The organism is Acetobacter garciniae (assembly GCF_017377735.1).
Classification (GTDB): Bacteria; Pseudomonadota; Alphaproteobacteria; order Acetobacterales; family Acetobacteraceae; genus Acetobacter; species Acetobacter garciniae.
Map to the genome: position 1 here is coordinate 1 of NZ_JAFVMH010000016.1, position 16170 is coordinate 16170.

The 16170-nt window shown below is 59.3% G+C and carries 12 protein-coding genes; 9 read left to right on the top strand and 3 right to left on the bottom strand.

The features are described from left to right. Positions 1-147 precede the first annotated feature (147 nt). The 4 genes from J2D77_RS16330 (at position 148) to J2D77_RS16345 (ending at position 6649) form a co-directional block, all read left to right on the top strand. Complete coding sequence (locus J2D77_RS16330) at positions 148-594, top strand: hypothetical protein (protein WP_207847535.1); 447 nt, start codon at positions 148-150, stop codon at positions 592-594. Between the two features lie 213 nt (positions 595-807). Continuing rightward, entirely contained in the window at positions 808-3999 is a 3192-nt protein-coding gene (locus tag J2D77_RS16335; protein WP_207847536.1) for an efflux RND transporter permease subunit, read from the top strand. Next, the gene (locus tag J2D77_RS16340) at positions 3999-5213 is read left to right on the top strand and encodes an efflux RND transporter periplasmic adaptor subunit (RefSeq protein ID WP_207847537.1); all 1215 of its coding nucleotides are present in this window, start codon (positions 3999-4001) and stop codon (positions 5211-5213) included. The genes J2D77_RS16335 and J2D77_RS16340 overlap by 1 nt, the downstream gene beginning before the upstream one ends. Beyond that, a complete protein-coding gene (locus tag J2D77_RS16345; RefSeq protein WP_207847538.1) occupies positions 5213-6649 on the top strand; it encodes an efflux transporter outer membrane subunit in 1437 nt (478 codons plus the stop codon). The genes J2D77_RS16340 and J2D77_RS16345 overlap by 1 nt, the downstream gene beginning before the upstream one ends. 69 nt (positions 6650-6718) lie before the next feature. On the opposite strand, the gene J2D77_RS16350 is transcribed toward J2D77_RS16345, so the two are convergent. Continuing rightward, positions 6719-8140, bottom strand: coding sequence for an outer membrane beta-barrel protein (locus J2D77_RS16350; RefSeq protein WP_230975901.1), 1422 nt, complete (start codon positions 8138-8140; stop codon positions 6719-6721). 490 nt (positions 8141-8630) lie between these two features. On the opposite strand from J2D77_RS16350, the gene J2D77_RS16355 reads away from it, so the two are divergent. From J2D77_RS16355 to J2D77_RS16375, 5 genes are all read left to right on the top strand, one after another. Further along, on the top strand, positions 8631-9329 hold the full coding sequence (locus tag J2D77_RS16355; RefSeq protein WP_207847540.1) for a fumarylacetoacetate hydrolase family protein: 699 nt from the start codon (positions 8631-8633) through the stop codon (positions 9327-9329). A gap of 116 nt (positions 9330-9445) precedes the next feature. Continuing rightward, positions 9446-10090 carry a glutaredoxin 2 gene (gene grxB / locus J2D77_RS16360; protein WP_207847541.1) on the top strand — a complete coding sequence of 215 codons (645 nt, stop codon included), beginning with the start codon at positions 9446-9448 and terminating at the stop codon, positions 10088-10090. Then, positions 10090-11118, top strand: coding sequence for an ABC transporter ATP-binding protein (locus J2D77_RS16365; RefSeq protein WP_207847542.1), 1029 nt, complete (start codon positions 10090-10092; stop codon positions 11116-11118). Before grxB ends, J2D77_RS16365 begins: the two co-directional genes overlap by 1 nt. A 20-nt stretch (positions 11119-11138) precedes the next feature. Further along, a complete protein-coding gene (locus tag J2D77_RS16370) occupies positions 11139-12134 on the top strand; it encodes an ABC transporter ATP-binding protein (protein ID WP_207847570.1) in 996 nt (331 codons plus the stop codon). Positions 12135-12375: 241 nt separating this feature from the next. Beyond that, on the top strand, positions 12376-13344 hold the full coding sequence (locus J2D77_RS16375) for a DMT family transporter (RefSeq protein ID WP_207847544.1): 969 nt from the start codon (positions 12376-12378) through the stop codon (positions 13342-13344). Positions 13345-13440: 96 nt separating this feature from the next. On the opposite strand, the gene J2D77_RS16380 is transcribed toward J2D77_RS16375, so the two are convergent. Both J2D77_RS16380 and J2D77_RS16385 read right to left on the bottom strand, forming a co-directional pair. After that, positions 13441-14466: a sulfate ABC transporter substrate-binding protein gene (locus J2D77_RS16380; RefSeq protein ID WP_230975902.1), complete on the bottom strand. Its 1026-nt coding sequence runs from the start codon at positions 14464-14466 to the stop codon at positions 13441-13443. 37 nt (positions 14467-14503) lie between these two features. Beyond that, entirely contained in the window at positions 14504-16141 is a 1638-nt protein-coding gene (locus tag J2D77_RS16385; RefSeq protein ID WP_207847546.1) for an OprO/OprP family phosphate-selective porin, read from the bottom strand. Between the last annotated feature and the right edge of the window lie 29 nt (positions 16142-16170).

The window sequence follows — 16170 nt, forward strand, 5'->3', positions numbered from 1 at the left end:
CTATGGGTACCCCGGATAAGCGGGAGATTTCCGGGCGGAGAAATCACTTATTTTCCCATCATTATATTCTGCGCCCGCGACCCGTTGCCCTTTCCCATATTCCATGACATTCCCCAATAAGTTGAAACCCAATCCGGTTAGTCCTGCATGTCGTTCGTTCGTCTTTCTGCCATGGCCCTGTTGCTCGCCTTTCCGCTTTCGGGACAGGCCCTGGCGGCAAAGCCCTGCTCGCCCGATGACGGGCGGCTGGAGCTGTCGATGCAGGGGGTCGGCGTAGCCGTCGGCTATATGTGGGGCCACGGCACGCTTTTCTATAGCGGTCGCAGCTATCCGGTTTCGGTCAAAGGAGGCGGCATGCTCTCTTTTGGAAGTGCGTCGTTCGTCGGGACTGGCTGTGTCAGAAACCTGGGACGACTGAAAGACCTGAACGGAACTTACTGGACGATCGGTGGCGATATCGCCCTTGGGAAGGGCTCTATCGGGATCGATATGGAAAATACGCGTGGTGTGGATATTGCCTTTTCAGGCCACGCTCATGGAGCGCACCTGGCGGGACAGATTTCCCGCCTTTACCTCACGATTGATAACCACTGACTGACGGCAGGTAAGCCGCTTGGCTTTTAGCTGACATATACCCCCAGGCGGTACGATTTCATTTTTTATATCTAAATTGAGAAGTAAAAATATTTTTTATAGTTCTATTTAATTTATTTTTTACACCGATAAATTTTTTTATAAAAGAAACTGAATAACATCGATCGTATTTCCTTATGAACCCTGATTGCGGGTTCAAGGAAATGGGTCGGCATGAATGCACTTGTCATAACCGCTTTGAAAAGGCCTTACACTTTTGTGGTCCTTTCACTGCTTATTCTCGTGTTCGGAGTACTGACCGTATTCCGAGCACCTACGGACGTGTTTCCCAACATTAAAATTCCGGTCGTGTCCGTTGTCTGGACGTATGGCGGCATGCTGCCAGAGGAATTTGCCGGACGGATCACCTATAATTACGAACTGGCTGTGACCTCCACCGTGGAGGGGATCGAGCACATGGAAAGTAGCTCGTATTACGGACGCAGTATCGTCAATATCTATTTCCAGCCCGGCACGGATATTGGCGAAGCCGAGGCGGAAGTCACGGCGATTTCTCAAACCGTGATCAAACAGTTACCCGATAATATTCCCGCCCCCATGGTCATGCGGCTGGATGCGTCTTCTGTTCCTGTGCTCTCGCTCCAGGTGACATCGGACAAGCAGACGCCCTCGGACCTGTTCAAGATCGCCATGACCCGGATCCGCCCCATTCTGGTGACGGTACCTGGATCGGTGCTGCCGCAGCCTTATGGTGGAATGGACAGCTTTATCATGGTGGCGCTGAACCAGAAGCAGCTCCAGGCCCATCATCTTTCGGCCATGGACGTGCAGAATGCGCTGCGCAAGCAGAATATCGTGCTGCCCGCGGGTGACCAGAAAATCGACCGGACGGACTGGATGGTCCAGACCAACGCAACACCGCGTTCGATGAAGGAACTGGGCGATATTCCCGTCAAGCGGGTTGGTAATTCCGTCATTTATGTTCACGATGTCGCCAATGTTTACCGTGGCGGCCACCCGCAGACCAATCTTGTCGTGGTCAAGGGACGCCAGGGAGTTGAAATTGTCGTCATGAAAAGTGGCGAGGCCTCGACACTGGATGTCGTCGCCCGGACCAAGGCGCTCCTGCCCCGATTGCGCCAGCTGGTTCCCGCGGACGTTCATATTTCGGTCCTGAGCGATGCCTCCGTCTTTGTAAAAGACGCGATCAGCGACGTCGTGCGGGAAATGCTGACAGCCGCTGTACTGACCGGGCTGGTGGTGCTGCTGTTCCTGGGGTCCTGGCGATCGACTGTCATCATCGCCACGTCCATTCCGCTTTGTATCCTGAGCGCGATTATCGCCCTGCTCTGGTCGGGACAGTCCATCAACGTCATGACGCTGGGCGGGTTGGCGCTGGCGGTCGGTATCCTGGTCGATGACGCCACGGTCATGATCGAAAATATCGACACCCATCTGGAAATGGGAAAAGACCTGGAAAACGCCATCATTGACGCCGCCAACCAGATTGTGGTGCCGACCCTGGTTTCCACCTTGTGTATCTGTATTGTCTGGACCCCCCTGTTCGGCCTGAGCGGCGTTGCAGGCTGGCTGTTCATGCCCATGGCCGAGGCCATTATCTACGCCATGCTGGCTTCGTTCATCCTGTCGCGCACGCTGGTGCCGACCATGGCCAAATACCTGCTGGCGGGCCAGGTTCACCCCGGCTTGCATAGCGATGAACATCTTGCGCTACCCAAAGGCGTATTCGGGCGCTTTCAGAACCATTTTGAAAAGGCCTTTCACAAGTTCCGCCATGGCTATGGGCGCCTGCTTGAACGCATTGTGGTCCGGCGTCGGCGTTTTGTGGCGATTTTTCTGGGATTTTCCGTGGCCTCGCTCGGCCTTTTCCTGATTGTCGGGCAGGATTTCTTTCCCGAAATCAAGTCGGGCATGTTGCAGATGCACATGCGCGTTCCCCTGGGCACCCGGATCGAAACGACCGGGCGTATCGCAAGCCTGGTGGACGACCGGATTGAAAAGGACTTTCCCGGCAAGATCGATGGTATCATCAATAACTGCGGCCTTCCTGAAGGTCCGCATAACCAGGCCTTTATTCCCACACCCAGCATAGGCACGCAGGACTGCGACCTTGCGATTACGCTCAAGGACGATGCCTCTCCCGTGTGGGATTACCGGGCCATTCTCAGGCGTGATCTGTCAGCCCAGTTCCCCGGCACGGTCTTTACGTTCCAGCCGGCGGAACTGACTGACAAGATCCTGAATTTTGGCTCACCCGCCCCGATCGATATCCAGATTTCGGGCCCCGATATCCGTGCAAGCTACCAATACGCCACCATGCTGGTGAACCGCCTGCGGCACGTTCCCGGTGCTGTGGACGTGGTGATCCAGCAGACCATGAAAACCCCTACCCTGTTCGTGCAAGGCAACCGCACGTTCGGGCAGGCAACCGGCATGACCGAAGGCGACCTGGCCAATAACGAGCTTATGACACTTTCGGGCAGTCAGACGGTTGATCCGCAATACTGGCTCGACCCGCAGACGGGCATTACCTTCCCGCTGAATGTCTATGTCTCGCAGGATCAACTGACACATTACAATAACCTGCTCACCATTCCGGTGGACAAGGGCGACAGCGACCCGGACGGCAGGGACATGCAGCTTCTGGGGAGCATCAGTACCATCACGCCCGTGGGCACACCGGGACAGGTTTCCCATTATAATTCCATGCCGGATATCGATATTTACGTATCGACCGAAGGAAGCGACCTCGGCTCCGTGCTTGGTGGCGTGAAGCGCGAGATTGCCCGGACCAGCCAGGACGTGCCCCGTGGTGCTGCGGTCGATATCCACGGGCAGGCAACAACCATGCACGGCGCCTATATCGAACTGATCGCAGGGCTGGTGATGTCGGTCATGCTCATCTACCTGCTGATTGTCGTAAACTTTCAGTCCTGGACTGATCCGTTCATTATTATCTCGGCCTTGCCCGGTGCGCTGGCCGGTATTGCCTGGAGCCTGTTCCTGACCCAGACACGCCTGAGCGTGCCCGCACTGACGGGGGCGATCATGTGCATGGGCACCGCCACGGCCAATTCCATCCTGGTTGTCTCGTTCGCGAAAGAGCGGCTGGCCCTGCATGGGAGCGCTGTTGCCGCGGCGGTCGAGGCGGGCTTCGGGCGTATTCGTCCCGTTATCATGACGGCGTCGGCCATGATTATCGGCATGGTGCCGATGGCGACAAGCAATTCGCAAAATGCGCCGCTGGGCAAGGCGGTTATTGGCGGCCTGCTTGTCGCGACTTTTTCCACACTTCTGTTCGTTCCTTGTGTTTACGCAATTTTTCACCATCGCTCGTCCGTATCCCATGCAGGCAATACGGTTGACGGCAAGGAGACTGTCTGATGCCACGCTCCCTTAAAACGCGGTTGGCCGTTATGCTGACATTGTGTGTCATTGTGGGAGATATCGGCTATCTCCTGGTCCAGCGGGCGCGCAATACAATACATCTTCACAACGATGCGACATATGCCAGCATGCCCGATGTCGCCATCGTCCAGCCCAAGCCCGCCCCGCCAACCGTTTCCATGACGCTGCCGGGCACGCTGAGCGCGTGGTACGAAGCGCCGATCTATGCCCAGGCCTCCGGCTACGTGAAAATGTGGTATCAGGATTACGGCGCCGTCGTAAAAGCGGGCGATGTGCTGGCAGAAATCAATACCCCGCGCCTGGATGCCGAATATGCCCAGGCCCAGGCGGACCTGAAAGTTCTGCAGGCAAAATATGGGCTTGCCGCCATTACCGCGAACCGCTGGCGCGCCATGGGGCAGTCCCAGGCGGTTTCGGGGCAGTCGGTTTCCGTGCAGAACGCCAATGAACAGGCAGCCCATGCGGAACTGGAGGCCGCCCAGCATAAGGTTGACGCCTATACCGCCCTGATCCGGTTCAAGACCGTTGTGGCTCCCTTCAACGGGGTGGTGATCGCGCGCAATATCAATGTAGGCGATTACGTGGGCGTGGGAAGCGGCAACCTGAACGCCAATGGCACGACAAGCGAACTGTTCATGGTGGCCGACACCCATGCCATGCGGCTGTTTGTCTCTGTGCCGGAAACATTCGCATCCATTCTCAAACCCGGTTTGCTGGCCAAGGTGGTGGTGCCGCAATTCCCCAATCGCACGTTTACGGCAAAGTTCCTGACTATTGCCAAAGGTTTCGACCCCAATACACGAACCGTGGTCACCGAATTTTCCATCGACAATCCGGACCAGAAACTATGGCCCGGCAGCTTTGCCTCCGTCACCATTACAGCCCCTGCGGACAAGGGAATTTATACCATTCCAACAGGCACGCTGGTTTTTCAGGAACACGGCATGCAGGTCGCCACCGTGGATGCGCAGAATATCGCCCATTATCATAACATTACCGTGGGCCGCATGTCTGACTCCTATACGGAAGTGGATGCCGGGATATCCCCTGCCGACAAGATCATCAACAACCCGCCAGCCGACCTGCTGGAAGGCCAGAAAGTGCGCATAGCCTGGCCTGCACAAGGGTATTTGAGCACGCCCGCCCCCACCCCGCAGCCAGACAATACCGACGCGGAGGAGGACGAGTAATGCGCCATCGCCCCTCCCTATGGCGCCTGCCCCGCCTGTGGCCTGCCCTGACCCTGCTTGGCCTGTTCTCGCTCAGCGCGTGCGACCTGGCACCGGCCTATCAGCCGCCGCATTATATCGTGCCCGCGTCCTGGCATGGGGAAGGCCTGTTCCATGACGCGGCCCCCCAGAGTGTCGCCCTGCGTTCGGACTGGTGGACCCAGTTCGGCGATACGCAACTGAACACGCTGGAGAACCAGGCAACCAGCAACAACGCGGACCTTCAGGCCGCCAGCGAGCGCTTTTTGCAAGCACGCGCCATGGTCAAGGAAGCGCGTTCGGACCTGCTGCCGCATTTTGGCATAGCCTTTGGGTCCAGCGACAACAAAAGTTCGGCCGACCGGCTGTTCCGTTACAAAGGCCCCATTACCGCGACGGACGAATTCTATTCGGGTCTGGCCAGTTGGGAGCCCGATATCTGGTCCGCCATACGCAACAAGGTACGGGCACAAAAATCCTTCGCGCAGGAACAGGAGGACCGATACGCCGCCGCACGCCTCAGCCTTCAGGCCGAGGTAGCGAGCGATTATTTCGCCCTGCGCGGACTGGATGCACAGATGGCGATCTATCAGCAATCGATCAGCTATTATGAGCAGGCGCTGCATGTCACGCAAACGCGGCTGAGCAATATGGACGCGACAGGGATCGACGTGGCCCGCGCCCAGAACCAGCTTTACATGACACAGGCCCATCAGCTTGAAGTGCAGGCCCAGAGGGATGTGATGGAACACGCGATTGCGGTTCTGGTCAACGAACAGCCGTCGACCTTTCATATCGTGCCTGCTGATACGCTCAATAACGCCGAACCGCTGGTTCCTGCGGGCGTGCCGTCCGAACTGCTTGAACGCAGGCCCGATATTGCAGCAGCCGAACGGGAAATGGCGCAGGCCAACCGCAGTATCGGCATTGCGCGCGCCGCGTTCTACCCGCATCTGTTTTTCAGCGCTAATGGCGGGTTCGATTCAAACGGATTCAACCTGGCCAATCTCGCCAACAGCATGTGGGCCTATGGCGCATCTGTTTCCATGCCGCTGTTCCAGGGCGGGCTACGCCAGGCGCAGTTGCAGCATTCCTGGTCCGTCTACCGCGAAACATTGGACCATTACCGTGTAACGGTTCTCTCGGCCTTTCAGGACGTGGAAAACGGGCTGTCGGTCACGGCACGCCTGCGTATGGAAAATGCACGGCTGAAACAGGCAGTCAAGGCGGCACAGCAATCGCAGACACTGACCATGACCCTTTATAAAGGGGGCGCTGACAGTTACCTGGATGCGCTGATTGCGCAGGTCAACACACTGGATGCGCGCATCGACCAGGTGCAGGTGCAGACCCACGCGCTGCAGTCAACCGTGGCCCTGTACCGCGCTGTCGGGGGTGGCTGGCACGCGACACTCTAGCCCCCGGGATAGGCGCAATGCCGGACATGACCGGCATTGCGCGCATGCCCGGACCTTGCGTGTTTGTTCTCAGAACGCCCAGATGGCGTCGCAGTTGAACCAGAGCATGTTGTTCGTGCCATCGGTCACGACAGGCGCATAGCCGTTGGCGGCACTTGGCACGGCGGCCTTGTTAAAGGGCCGGGTGCCATTAAGGGATTTATCCAGCCGGATTTCGGGCCTTATCGTAAGCTGGCCGAAGTCGAGATGGCGGTTGATGAAGTCCGGCCGGTAGCTTACCCCCACCGTCAGTTCGCCATAGGTGGTCGGGGGCGCGCTATAATAGGGATACGGCTTGTTCGAGATCGAACGCGTAAACGATGTGGTACTGGCGAACTGGGTAATGGTGCCGCCAGTATTGTCGCGGAAGATTTCGCCCCGCGCATTGAGTGTGAGCGACGGGTTCAGGTCATAGGCGAAAAACGTCGCAACGCCGTAGGCATCGTCACGCAACAGGTCATCATGCAGGTAGGAGCCATCCACGGTAACGGACATGGCCTTGTTGATACGATAGGTCGCCAGGAAATCGGCGTTATATTGCATCTTGCTGTTCGCGATCGCACCTGCGCCGGCACTGGTCCATAATCCGTCGGGCGATTTCACGGCGATCCCGTTATTTCCCTGCGGGCCGAAATGCCCGATAATGTGCATGTCCAGCTTGCCATCCAGCAGATGATTCCAGGCGAACCCGAAATATCCCTTGGGTTTGTTGTTGTTGCCATACCGCCCGAACGAGGTGGAGTTTCCCGCATCCACCCCCAAAATCCAGTCCATCCTGTCGCTCAGATGCGCGGTGACCACAACGCCGAGCATTTCAAAGGGCAGGATATAGTCGGCGGCGTAGCTGAAGGTATAAAACGGCCTTGCCGTGGCTGGCGTGCCTTCCGTGCCCAGAAGACCGTATAGCTGCCCGACCTGGACATCGATCCCGTTTTTGAAAATCCACGGAAATTTCGCGTCGATATGCGCCTGTGTCGGCACCCATTGATACATGCCGTTCAGGGAACCCGAGCCCATGCCAAGGGTAGGATCGAACCTGCCGTCGGAGCCGTAAAGGGTCTCGAACGTAAAGCCTATTCCGTAGCCCCCGCCGATATTCTCGACCGGATGCGACAGGGAGCCGATAATCTGGTTCATGGTGACGGTATTGGCGCGATCGGCATAGAACTGCGCGAAGTTGCGGCCTGTCTGCGTCCAGGGATTGCCCGTTACGCCAACCTCGATTGCCAGATGCCCTTCCAGGTTATCCCAGTAGGAATGCGACGCACCGGGCTTGTGCGGAAAAATATTCCCGGTCGATGGCTGCTCGGGCTCATTGGTCTGCACCGCCGTGGGGGCCGCCGTGGGGGTCGACAGAACGAGCTGGCTGGCCGGGCTTTGTGCGGGAACGCTCTGCTGGGCAAGGCCAAGGGCCGGGGCGCAGGCCGCAAGCCCCGCCAGACAAGCGGACAAGCCCCATAGCCACCCGCGCCTGACCCGCGTGGCACTTCTGCCTGTGCAGCCTGCATGCTTCGCCGAAAAGGCAGGCCGTACGACAGCGCGGCCTGGCGCGTCTTCAGGGAGTGGTGCCAGCCTCTCCCGTAAAATAGATACGCCATCGACATAAAAATTCAGCGTCATTCAAAAAGAACTCGTTTACACAAGATACATCGAAAACCGAATTCGGCCTGAGAACTGCGGCCATTTTTCTCCAGCTTTTTAAGGGTATTATAGGCTTGGGGTGAAACGTCACTTCACAATTCAGCATGGCAGCGTGCTGAAAAAAGAATTTCGGCTCTTTTTACACCATCAGGGCGTACGAATAATGCCCCGGTCTGTATTCTCCCTCCCGACCGGTGGCCTGCGGGCCATACACCATCTTTTGAGCCCATGACATTGTTCCATAGCGCGATTTTTGCGTAGATACGGAAGTGATCTTTCTCTCGGCCCTGGAAACACGCCCATGACCTCAGCACCGTCCTTTCTGTTCCCCCCGCCCGTTTCGGCACTGCCCATTGAAGGGTCGGACAAATCCTTTCCCGTGGGGCGCATCTGGTGCGTTGGCCGGAATTATGCCGAACACAGTCGTGAAATGGGCAGCGACCCCGAACGGAACCCGCCTTTTTTCTTCGCCAAGCCGGCCGATGCCATAACCACGGCACAGACCCTGCCCTTCCCCCGCGCCACCAGCAACCTGCATCACGAGGTGGAACTTGTCGTCGCCCTGAATGGCGGCGGGGTCGCGCTTTCGCCGGGCCAAACCCAGGGCCTGATCTACGGCTACGCCCTTGGCCTGGACATGACGCGCCGCGACATGCAGGAGGAAGCAAAAAAGAACCGCCATCCGTGGGCGCTGTCCAAGGGGTTCGATGATTCCTGCCCCATCTCCGCAATCCGGCCGGCCGCAAGCGTGCACGATCTCGAACAAAGTCTGATTACCCTGAGCGTGAACGGCGAACTGCGCCAGAAAGGCCGGATCAGCGACATGATCTGGTCGGTGCCGGAAATTATTTCCGCATTGTCGCATAGCGTGCAGCTCAAACCCGGTGACCTGATCATGACGGGCACCCCCGCAGGCGTATCCCAGGTCAAGCCGGGTGACGTTATCGAGGCCGATTGCGAAAACGTGGGGCATCTGAGCGTGCGCTATACAACGCCATAAGACGACAGGCGGCCTAAAAGAACTTGATTGTCTTTCCCGTCGGGGCGTAATTTTCCCGGGTCCGGTGTGGCCCGACAGGCCCCGATTATGACCGCGATCAAGGAAGTCTGTAACGCGTGTATACACTCTACGTTTATGAACATTGCCCTTTCTGCATCAAGGCCAGAATGATTTTTGGCCTCAAGGATGTGCCTTTTCACCTTGCCGTTCTTTTAAACGATGACGAACAGGGCCCGATCGGCATGGTCGGGCGCAAGGTGGTGCCTATTTTGGGCCAGAACGGGCAGTTCATGGCGGAAAGCCTGGATATCGTGGCCCGGATCGACGGGCTGGGCACCCCTGCCCTGACCGGCCCGCGCAACCCCGCGCTGGCGGACTGGCTGCGGCGGAGCAACGGGCCGCTCTACCGGCAGTTTCTGCCACGCGCGGCGGCCGCACCCTTCCCCGAATTCGCGACTACCTCGGCCCGGGCCTATTTCATGCGTAACAAGGAACGTGCGGAAGAACCGTTTTCGATCGTCCTGCGCGAAACGCACAGAGCAACCCAGACGCTGAACCCGCTGCTGGCCGAACTGGCACCTATGGTGCAGGCGGCCACAGCCGTGAATGGTATGTTGTCCTACGACGATATCGACCTGTTCGCGCAGCTCCATAGTTTTTCCATTATTCGGGGTCTGGATTACCCGGCACCGGTTGAAGCATACCGTCAGGCCATGTCGAAGCGTTGCGGTATTCCGCTGCTGGACGCGCTGGCGGTCTGATGCCGTCCAACGCCCCCGCCCCGCTTCTGGACGTGCGCGAGCTAAGCGTGAGCTTTCGCTCGCGCGGGCGCATGATACCGGTGGTGGAACGCGTGTCCTTCACCCTGCATGAAGGCGAAATTCTGGGGCTGGTGGGGGAATCCGGGTCGGGCAAGTCCGTCACCGCCATGGCGCTCATGGGCCTGATCGACACGCCGGGCGTGCAGATCAGCGGCTCGGTGCTGTTCCAGGGGCATGAACTGGTGGGAATGGGGCAAAGGCAGTTAAGACGCCTGCGCGGAAGCAGGATCGCCATGATCTTCCAGGACCCGATGACAGCCTTCACGCCGGTCTACACGGTGGGCTGGCAGATCGATGAACAGATACTCGCGCATGAAAGAGTCTCCCGCAAGCAGGCAAGGGCGCGCACGATCACGCTGCTGGGGGACATGGGCGTGCCGGACCCGGCCAGGACCGCTGACAGCTATCCGCACCAGCTTTCGGGCGGAATGCGCCAGCGCGCCATGATCGCCATGGCCCTGTCGTGCAATCCGGCCCTGCTGATAGCGGATGAACCGACAACAGCACTGGATGTCACGGTCCAGGCCCAGATCCTGGACCTGATGCGGAACCTGCGCACGACCTATGGTTCAGCCGTGTTGCTTATCACGCATGACATGGGGGTCGTGGCGGAAACCTGCGACAACACATTCGTGCTGTATTCAGGCCGCATGGCCGAAACCGGCCCGACTTCTGCCGTTTTCGCACGCCCCGGCCACCCCTATACGGCTGCCCTTCTGGCCTCCATTCCGCCCATGGATGGCCCGCGCCCGCACCGGCTGCCCGCCATTGCGGGCCTGCCACCTGCCCCACTTGAACGCCCGGCGGGCTGCGCCTTCGCGCCCCGTTGCTCATACGCGCATGCAGCATGCCTGCCAGCCCCCCCGCCCGCGCTGGTTCGTGTTGGCACGGCCCATCAGGCCGCCTGCGTCCTTCCCCTTGAAGGCACTCCCCTTACCCCCAGCGTCATGGGCAGGGACGCGGCATGACCGGCCAGGCTGTCCCACTCATGCCGGAGACGCGTCCGGCCGCCGCCACACCGCTTCTGTCCGCGACCGATCTGCGCAAGACCTACGCCCTGCCCCATGGTCGGACGCTCCACGCGGTGGATGGCGTGTCGATCGACGTCATGCCCGGCGAGGTACTGGGGCTGGTGGGAGAGTCCGGATGTGGCAAATCCACGCTGGGGCGCAGCCTTATCAGGCTGGCCGAGCCGTCCTCAGGCCGTATCGTGTTCGACGGGCGGGATATTACCACCCTGCCAGAGCGCACGCTGCGCCCCCTGCGCCAGCAGATGCAGATGGTCTTTCAGGATTCCTACGCGTCATTGAACCCACGCCGCCGGATTGGCGACCTGCTGGCCGAACCCCTGCGGGTCCACAAAAAGCCTGGCGGGCAAAAATGGACATCGGCCGCAATTGCTGCCCGCCAGACCGAGCTGATGGACCTGGTGGGTCTGGGCCACCAGGCGCTGGAGCGCTACCCGCATGAATTCTCTGGCGGCCAGCGCCAGCGTATCAACATCGCGCGGGCCCTGGCCCTTTCGCCCCGCCTGATCGTGGCTGACGAACCTGTTTCCGCACTGGATGTGTCGGTCCAGGCCCAGATTGTCAATCTGTTCGCAGACCTGCAGGACCATCTGGGCCTGACCTACGTATTCGTCGCCCATGACCTTGCGGTGGTACGCCAGATCTCGACACGGGTGGCGGTCATGTATCTGGGCGCCATCGTGGAAATTGGGGAAACCGACGCCGTCCTGCACCGGCCCGCCCACCCCTATACACTCGCTTTGACCCAGGCGGTGCCGCGCCCCGTGCCCGGCGAACATCGCCCGACACCCCTGCGCGGGGATGTTCCAAGCCCCATTTCCCGCCCCGCGGGCTGCCGTTTTCATACGCGCTGCCCCATAGCCCAGGACCGCTGCAAGGTGGAAGAACCTGCGCTGCGCACCATAGGGCCGGGCCAGGACGTTGCCTGCCATTATCCCAATCACTGGGCGGACTGACACACACCGGTTACGGAGCATTCTGGCGCCCCACGGCAAAGTTACCCGCGTCAGGGAATATCAGCCCCGCTTCCTGCCCCCTTGTTAAGCTGGGGTCGGCGAGCCTCAAATACGCGCAGCGGGTCTTGAAACCACCAGCTTTTTGCAGCATGCCCGCATCTGGAACCGGTCATGACGCATGGTATGGACCAGGACCAAAGGGGTACGCCCCGCAAAAACCGCGAAACGAACGGACCAAGGCATGTCTTCTCCCCAGTCTTCAAACCCTGGCTCTGGCACATTTTACGGCATTTTACTGGGTTTTGCGGCCTTTGCCTTTTTTTCCTTCAGCGACACGAGCGTGAAGCTGATCCGCGACGGCCTGCCCCCTTATGAGTCCGCTTTCATAGGTGCGGTGTTCGGGTTGCTGGTTTTTCCGTTTCTTCTCGCACCGGGAGACAGGCTGAGCGACGTATGGCGAACATCCGACCGGCGCCTGTGGCTGGTGCGTTTTGTGTCCTACCCGGCTGGGGTTATCGGCAGTGTCACGGCTTTCAGCCACCTGCCCATGGCCGAAGCCTTCACGCTCATTTTCCTGCAACCGTCCTTTGTAACACTTCTGTCCATCGCCTTTCTCAAGGAGCGGATCGGCCTTCCGCGCAGCTTCGCCATCGTTCTTGGGTTTGTCGGCGTCTTGATCGTGCTGCGGCCCGGCATGCGCCCACTTTCCATCGGCCATCTGGGGGCGCTGGTCGCGGGTCTGGGCGGGGCGCTGTCCGTGGTGACATTCCGTGCCGCCGGCCCGAATGAAAAACGTATTTCACTGTTTGGCGCGGGCATTCTCGGGGGCATTGTCATTGGTGGGCTAGCCAGCCTGCCCACACTGGTCCTGCCCACTTTGCATCAGGCACTGTTGCTGGCCAGTTACGGCCTGCTAGCGGCCCTGGCCAATATTCTGCTGATGCATGCAGCCTTTGCCGCGTCGGCTGCGGCCATTGCACCGACCCAATATAGCCAGATGATCTGGGCCGTGGTGATCGGCTATGTCGTGTTCGGGGATAAGGTGGATACGCCCACCGTCATCGGCATGGTACTGATCGTGGGTTCGGGCCTGATTACGCTGGTTCGTGAAAGGACGATCGGCGGCATGGAGCCCCCGCCCATTGCCGTCAGCCGGGGTCATGCTGCCTCTGTCCTGGTCGCGGAGGACGCCGATAACGCCCGGCCCTGAGCGGCAACCGTTCGGCGCGCAGAGGCCCGCCGACCTGCCGACCTTGGCGGCCATTCGGGGGTGAAGGAGTGTACCTTCACCCCCGAATGCGAGAGGTCATGACGGTGCGTAGATCTGGTCGAATATGCCGCCATCGGAAAAATGGCGCTTCTGCACGCTCTGCCAGCCACCCAGGCTGGCAATGTCGAATGTATCCGTTTTCGGGAAAACCGAGGCTGCTTCGGCCAGAATAGCGGGATCGACCGGGCGGAAATAATGCTTGGCCCCGATACGCTGGCCTTCGGGCGTAAACAGGAAGTCTAGATACGCCTTGGCTACGGCCTCCGTCCCGTGGGCCTGGACATTACGGTCCACCACCGCGACGGGCGGTTCGGCCAGAATGGTCAGGGACGGCACGACGACATCGAACTTGTCGGGGCCGAGGTCACGGCTGGCCAGCAGGGCTTCGTCCTCCCAGGCCAGCAGCACATCGCCCAGCCCGCGCTGCACGAAGCTGTTGGTCGCACCCCGTGCACCTGTATCGAGAACCGGCACATGGCCGAACAAGGCTTTCAGGTAGTCACGCGCCTTCTGCTCGGACCCGCCCTGCTGGTGCAGGGCCCAGCCCCAGGCCGCCAGGTAGTTCCAGCGCGCACCACCAGAGGTCTTGGGGTTGGGCGTGATCACCTGCATGTCGGGACGCAGCAGGTCCGGCCAGTCATGAATGGCCTTGGGGTTGCCCTTGCGGACGAGAAAGACGATCGTGCTCGTATAGGGAGTGGAATTATGCGGCAGGCGCGTCTGCCAGTCCGCCGCCAGCAGGCCTTTCTGGGCCAGGATATCGATATCGTAAGCCAGGCCGAGTGTAACCACATCGGCCGGGGCCCCGTCGAGCACGGAACGCGCCTGCGCACCCGACCCGCCATGCGAAGACCGCACCCGCACCACATCACCCGGATGGGCCTTGGTCCAGTTCGCGGAAAACGCCTTGTTGACGTCGGCATATAATTCCCGCGTGGGATCGTAGGACACATTCAGCAGGTTGTAAGACGCAGCACTGGCTGACCGCCCGCGCAGCCCGACAACAAGACCAGCCCCCAGCGCAATGCCACCTTTCAGGATGGCGCGCCTGCTTGTTTTCATGGATTGTACCATCATATGGCTCCTGAATTCCGTCTGATCAGAAAGAGGCCTGCACACGGCCAACAATGGCGTTGCCGTCACGCCCGAACAGGTTGACATTCCCGCTTACGCCCTTGGAGCGCGACACCATGAAACGGGCATAGTCGAGCATGAACTTGAAGTGACGGTTAGGGTACCAGTTCAGGCCACCCTGCCACACGGTCTGCTGGTTGCCGTTGATACCGGTGCCACCCTGGTTTCCCTCCCCGTAAAGGTTGGTCACACTCCACCGGCCGCTGACTTCAAGCGCGCCCCAATGGTTATGCGCGGGATCGAAGTCGTATTCGACGCCGGGCGTCGTGAAGGCTGCGATTTTTTCGTTATAGGAGCGCGGCTTGCCGAAAACCGTGTAGTTGGCGGCAACATACCAGCCGTCGAACCCGAGAGAGGGCAGATGCACGGCTTCCGAGTTATTCGCGCGCTGTACGCCAATATGGTAATATTCGCTCTTCAGCAAAAAGCGCTTCCACCGCAATGCCAACTGCGGACCCGCCGCCCAGATCTGCGCCACATTCGTCAAAGCCCCGGAGGTGAGAAGGTTGGTTTCACCCAAAGGCACTTCCATGTTGTCGCTCAGGGTAAGCTGCCGCCCCTTGCTGTTCTCGTTGACCTTGAAAACGGATGTCGCACCCGCACCGACATGCACGTCGATATCCTTGCTCAGATACGGACGCCCGGCGACACGGACAACAGCGCCGGTCTGGCTGTCGACAATCGTGGTGTCCTTGCTTCTGTCACCATATTTCTGGCCTGTGAAATAGGCTGCCGCCAGCCAGCGTTTTTCGTAATGCTCGCCGCCCACGCTAAAGCGCGCAACACCACCAGCCAAGTTACGCACCAGATTCACGATGGTAGGACGTTCAAGAAATTCGAACGCGACGGGCCGTTCGGCACTTTCCTCTTCCATGCGAGGCTGGAAATAACCGACCGTCAAGGTGGTATTATGTAGACCGGTGTAATTCAAGTTAGCTTCAAACAAACTTACTGAACCGTCTGTAGAGATAGATCCGAAATTAGGTGTAACATTTGCCACCCAGTCCTTATAACGCCACGAGAAATAAACTCGCAATCGAGCCGCATTCTGCGCGAATTTGTTGAAATTCCCCGCACCTTCCCCCGGCCTGCTGGTCATGCCGAGAAAGCCGCCCAGATCTTCCTGAAAAAGCAGACCGACTGAGAACGCATAAGCCTTGTCATCAGACGCAATGGTGGGCCGTCCCTGCGGAAAACCGATCTGCATGCCACCGATATGCACCGCTTCCTCTTTCGAGGACGCGGCGCGGAATTCCTTCCATGACAGAAGCGGACCTTCGGCCAGCACGATATGGCTGTCAGCCTCGCGCCGGGGGCCATGATAGGCCAGCGGTGCTTCGGCAAAAACAGGCTGCGGTTCGTTGGCTGGTGCCTCCACGAGCCGGTGGGGAGCGTGGGCTGCATGGGTATTGGCCGCAGTGGTCGTATGCTCGTATTTGGCGACGCGGGACTGCAGGACGTGCATTTCCCGGCGCATGGCGTCCATTTCGCGACGCAATTCCGCCACCTCGGAATCCGAGGCCGCAAAGACCTGCGGCGTAGAGAGCAGAAAAACAGAAGCAGCACTTGCCAGAAGCGTGCTGGCATTATGATAACGAGGCATAACAGGCCCTTTTCTTGGCGATCTTATCT

What these genes read in the sequence shown, in the direction of transcription:
- J2D77_RS16330 (WP_207847535.1), top strand. Translation starts at nt 148, where the DNA reads ATGTCGTTCGTTCGTCTTTCTGCCATGGCCCTGTTGCTCGCCTTTCCG.
- J2D77_RS16335 (WP_207847536.1), top strand. Translation starts at nt 808, where the DNA reads ATGAATGCACTTGTCATAACCGCTTTGAAAAGGCCTTACACTTTTGTG.
- J2D77_RS16340 (WP_207847537.1), top strand. Translation starts at nt 3,999, where the DNA reads ATGCCACGCTCCCTTAAAACGCGGTTGGCCGTTATGCTGACATTGTGT.
- J2D77_RS16345 (WP_207847538.1), top strand. Translation starts at nt 5,213, where the DNA reads ATGCGCCATCGCCCCTCCCTATGGCGCCTGCCCCGCCTGTGGCCTGCC.
- J2D77_RS16355 (WP_207847540.1), top strand. Translation starts at nt 8,631, where the DNA reads ATGACCTCAGCACCGTCCTTTCTGTTCCCCCCGCCCGTTTCGGCACTG.
- J2D77_RS16365 (WP_207847542.1), top strand. Translation starts at nt 10,090, where the DNA reads ATGCCGTCCAACGCCCCCGCCCCGCTTCTGGACGTGCGCGAGCTAAGC.
- J2D77_RS16370 (WP_207847570.1), top strand. Translation starts at nt 11,139, where the DNA reads ATGCCGGAGACGCGTCCGGCCGCCGCCACACCGCTTCTGTCCGCGACC.
- J2D77_RS16375 (WP_207847544.1), top strand. Translation starts at nt 12,376, where the DNA reads ATGTCTTCTCCCCAGTCTTCAAACCCTGGCTCTGGCACATTTTACGGC.
- J2D77_RS16380 (WP_230975902.1), bottom strand. Translation starts at nt 14,466, where the DNA reads ATGAAAACAAGCAGGCGCGCCATCCTGAAAGGTGGCATTGCGCTGGGG.
- J2D77_RS16385 (WP_207847546.1), bottom strand. Translation starts at nt 16,141, where the DNA reads ATGCCTCGTTATCATAATGCCAGCACGCTTCTGGCAAGTGCTGCTTCT.